Source organism: Streptomyces solincola, from assembly GCF_002982015.1.
Taxonomy (GTDB): Bacteria; Actinomycetota; Actinomycetes; order Streptomycetales; family Streptomycetaceae; genus Streptomyces; species Streptomyces solincola.
This window is the reverse complement of sequence record NZ_PVLV01000475.1, coordinates 1-3,647: the sequence shown is the minus strand read 5'-3', so window position 1 is coordinate 3,647 and position 3,647 is coordinate 1. Positions and strand designations below refer to the sequence as shown.

At 74.8% G+C, this 3,647-nt stretch carries 3 protein-coding genes and 1 pseudogene; 2 read left to right on the top strand and 2 right to left on the bottom strand.

What is annotated here, in order from left to right; genetic code table 11:
* Nucleotides 1–90, bottom strand: a pseudogene (locus C6N75_RS31825) (acyl carrier protein); the annotation flags it as partial.
* 34 nt (nucleotides 91–124) lie between these two features.
* Complete coding sequence (locus C6N75_RS24915; protein WP_258177598.1) at nucleotides 125–1,027, bottom strand: class-II aminoacyl-tRNA synthetase family protein; 903 nt, start codon at nucleotides 1,025–1,027, stop codon at nucleotides 125–127.
* A 233-nt stretch (nucleotides 1,028–1,260) separates the two neighbouring features.
* Between C6N75_RS24915 and C6N75_RS24910 the strand changes: the two genes are divergently transcribed.
* Nucleotides 1,261–2,331, top strand: coding sequence for a phytanoyl-CoA dioxygenase family protein (locus C6N75_RS24910; protein WP_105871138.1), 1,071 nt, complete (start codon nucleotides 1,261–1,263; stop codon nucleotides 2,329–2,331).
* Nucleotides 2,313–3,647 (top strand): DUF6271 family protein (locus tag C6N75_RS24905; protein WP_219852911.1); only part of this gene is annotated, 1,335 nt, incomplete at its 3' end. The genes C6N75_RS24910 and C6N75_RS24905, both read left to right, overlap by 19 nt.

Below are 3,647 nucleotides of genomic sequence, written 5' to 3'. Positions count from 1 at the left end.
GGGGGGGGCCTCGATGAGGTCCTCGTCGGGGCCGATCGGGCCGTGGAGTCCGGGGTTCTTCTCGTGGAGCCACTCGGTGATGCGCTGCATGGTGCGGTGGGGTTCCTTCTCGGTGTGGGCGCGGTCAGGAAGGGGGGGGGGCGGAAGGGCTGGAGGTGGAGCGGGCGGAGAGGGCAGAGGGGAGTCCGGCGTCGGTGAGGGCGGCCAGGGCGCGGGCCGGGGAGCCGTGGGCCAGGATCATGGCGTGCACCCAGCGTTCGAGTCCGAAGGCGACGCAGGCGCTGTGCGCGGGCCCGTGGGCGCCGGCGCTGATGCGCAGGCGGTCGCCGAAGAAGTTGCGGTGCCGGTTGACGGAGGCGATGGCGGTGCCGTCGGGCGCGCAGAACTCGTGCTTGACCGGGTCGAGGGCCATGAGCCTGGCGCGGGAGCCGCCCTTGTCGTAGAAGGGGTCGTCGGCGACGGCGCGGCTCAGGGCGAGTCCGAGCCGGGCGGCGAGTTCGAGGACGAACTCGGCTCCGTGGTCGAGGTGTTCGGCGGCACCGTCCTTGGCGCCCAGGTAGAGGACTTCGCGCATGTGGAAGCCCCACAGTCGGCGCAGCCCGTCGTAGTGGGTCTCGTTGCGGAAGCAGCGGCCGGACGCGGAGAGCCGCAGGCCCTCGTCGCCGAGGTCCTGTCCTTCGAGGGCCAGCAGCAGGCCGTAGCAGGTGGCGGAGGGCAGCAGGTGGCCGGTGGGTCGCAGCGGCAGGCCGTCCGGCGCGGCGCCGGCGGCCAGGGCGCCGTGGTCGTCCGGGGCGAAGCGGCCGGCGGCGACGCCGAGGTGGGGGAAGTTGCGGAAGTAGTCCAGCTTGGCCAGTCCGTCGGCGGGCAGCAGCGGCGGGCCGGTGACCTCGGGCGCGGACAGGCGTGCCGCCAGGCCGGCGAGGGCACGGTCGAGGCCGGTGAGGAGCGCGGTGTGGGCGGGGTCGAGGACGACCAGGCCCGCTCCGGGGCTGCCGAGGGGCGGAGCCGGCGGGGTGGTGGTGTTCATGGGAACCGTTCTCTGACAGGTGCGGCCGGCCGCTCCCCGTGTCGCACCGGCTCCGGGTGGTGGACACTAGGCCGCCGGAGGGCTGGTTGTCTAGACCAGGGCTCGAGCGAGGGACCCGGTCATGTCGCCCATGCATAACGGGACTTGACAGAGGCTTGCGGTCTAGACCAGTGTTCGGGCGGCGTGTTACCCGCCCCGCCGGACCCGCGCTCCGGACGTCCCGAAGGACCCGCATGGCCGCACCCGCCCCGTACCGCTCCCGTCGTCCCCGGCTGCACCGGGCGGCGACCGACCGCCCCTATTTCAGCGCCGACGGCGAGTCCTACCTCGCCGAGAGCACCCTGCGGGAGCTGGCGAAGACGCGGCCGCTGCGGGTGCTGTCCGAGGAGGACTTCGCCCACTGGCAGACCTACGGGTACGTGGTGGTCCGGGAGGCCGTGCCGGCCGCGTCGGCGGGCAGGCTGCTGGACTTCGCCTGGGAGTTCCAGGGGCTGGACCCCGATCGGCCGGACACCTGGTACGCCGACCGGCCCTGGCGCTCCGAGCTGGACCGGCAGCTGCACGTGTACGGGTTCGTCGAGGCGTACCACCACCAACTGCTGTGGGACAGCCGCCAGAACCGGCGCGTGTACGACGCGTTCGTCGACGTGTGGGACAGCGAGGAGCTGTGGGTCACCCTCGACCGGCTGAACCTCAACCCGCCCAACCGCGGCAACCGGGACCGGGCGCTGATCGAGAAGACCGACCGGGGCTTCGACATCGAGCTGCACTGGGACATCGACACCACGCTCGGCGTGCCGCCGCAGCGGGTGCAGGGCATCATCGCGCTCAACGACACCGCGGCGGAGACCGGCGGCTTCCAGTGCTGCCCGGAGCTGTTCTCCACCTTCGAGCGGTGGCGGGTCGCGCAGCCGGAGGGGCGGGACCCGCTGCGCCCGCAGATCAACCGCGCCGAACTGCCCGTCGTCCGGCCCGACCTCGGCCCGGGCGACCTGCTGATCTGGAACGGTCTGCTCGCCCACGGGGTGGCCCGCAACCTCTCCGAGAGCGGGGTGCGGGCGGTGCAGTACCTGTCGATGATGCCGGCGCTGGAGGAGCACGAGCGGCTGCGGGCCTCCCGGGTGGAGTCCTGGCGGCACCTGCGCACCCCGCGCTGGAACCGCACCCTGGTCGGCGATCCGGTGCTGCACGAGTCCAAGCGCTATCCGACCGCCGAGCTGGACGGGCTCGGCAGCAGGCTGCTGGGGCTCACCTCGTGGCACCAGGCGGCGGACGGGGAGGGCGCGTGCGCCGCGTCTGCCTGACCCTGCCCACCCACCGGCCCTGCGGTGCCGCCCTCGCCGCCATCGCGGAGGAAGCCGCCTACGGGGCGCGGGAGTTCGGGGCGGAGGTGCACCTGCTGGTGCTGGACTCCTCCGACGCGGCGGCGCGGGCCGAGCACCGCCGGGTGGTCGCCGGACTGCCCGCGGCGCCCGGGGTGGTCGTGCACCATCTCGACGAGGCGGCGCAGCGCGCCTTCCTCCGGCGGGCCGCCGCCGAGTCGGGGGCGGCCGAGCCGGAGCGGCTGACCGCGCTGATGCTGCCCGACGGAGTGTCCTACGGGGCGTGCACCAACCGCGCGTTCCTGCTCGCCGAGGCCCTGGGCTGCGCCTCGGTGCACCGCCGGGACTCCGACAGCGGATACCAGCGAGCGGACGGCGAGCCGGTGTTCCCGATCCACCAGGAGCTGGCGTTCCTGGGCCGGCCGGCCGCCGAGGCGGCCGCGCTGGCGTCGGCGAGCCGGCTAGGCCCCGAAGCGGCCGGCCGGCCGGTGGCGCTGGCCGGCGGCTCGTTCACCGGGGAGATGTCGGTGGACCTGGACGAGGTGCGGCGGCTGGACCCGGCCGTGTACGCGGAGGTGGTCGCCCTGTCCGTACCGGACCAGCATCCGCCGCTGTGGCGCGGGAAGCTGGTCGCCGAGGCGTTCCGCGGCGCGGAGCCGTTCGCGGGCGACCACACCACGCTGACGCGGGTCTCCCCCACCCGGGTCGACATGTGCAACGTGGCGCTGACGCGCGAGGTGTACGGCCGGGCGCCGCTGCCGCCCGCCCGGGACACCGTCGGCAGCGACTACTTCCTGCTGCACCTGGTGTTCGGGGCGCGGCTGCCGGGGGTGCTGCACAACCGGCACATCGTCAACCACCACACCGGCGAGCGCCGCACCGGCACCGGTTTCCTCGCCTACCAGGTGCGCCTGGCGAAGTTCTTCCTGGCCGTGCCGTACCTGCACGCGGTGTACGCGGCGATGGCGGCCGAGGGCGAGGCGCTGCTGGACGAGGGCGGGCGGGTGCGCACCGCGGCGGTGGCCGGACTCGTACGGGAGGCCGGGCGGGCCGACCGGTCGGGCGACGTGCGCCGGCTGGAAGTGCTGGAGCGCGCCTACCGCGCGCTCGGCGGGCGCTGGAGCGCGGCGGCCGAGCTGCTCGCGGGGCGGCGGGCGGAACTGCTCGCCGAGGCGCGGGCGGACATGGCGGACTTCGCGGCCCTCCTGGACGCCTGGCCCGCGCTGGTGCGGGCGAGCGGGGACATCGGGCTGGTCGGCGGGGACATCGGGCCGCGCGGCGGTAACGGGGAGCGGGTG

Excerpts from the sequence above, each read along its gene's own strand:
- C6N75_RS24915 (WP_258177598.1), bottom strand. The coding sequence starts at position 1,027 with ATGAACACCACCACCCCGCCGGCTCCGCCCCTCGGCAGCCCCGGAGCG.
- C6N75_RS24910 (WP_105871138.1), top strand. The coding sequence starts at position 1,261 with ATGGCCGCACCCGCCCCGTACCGCTCCCGTCGTCCCCGGCTGCACCGG.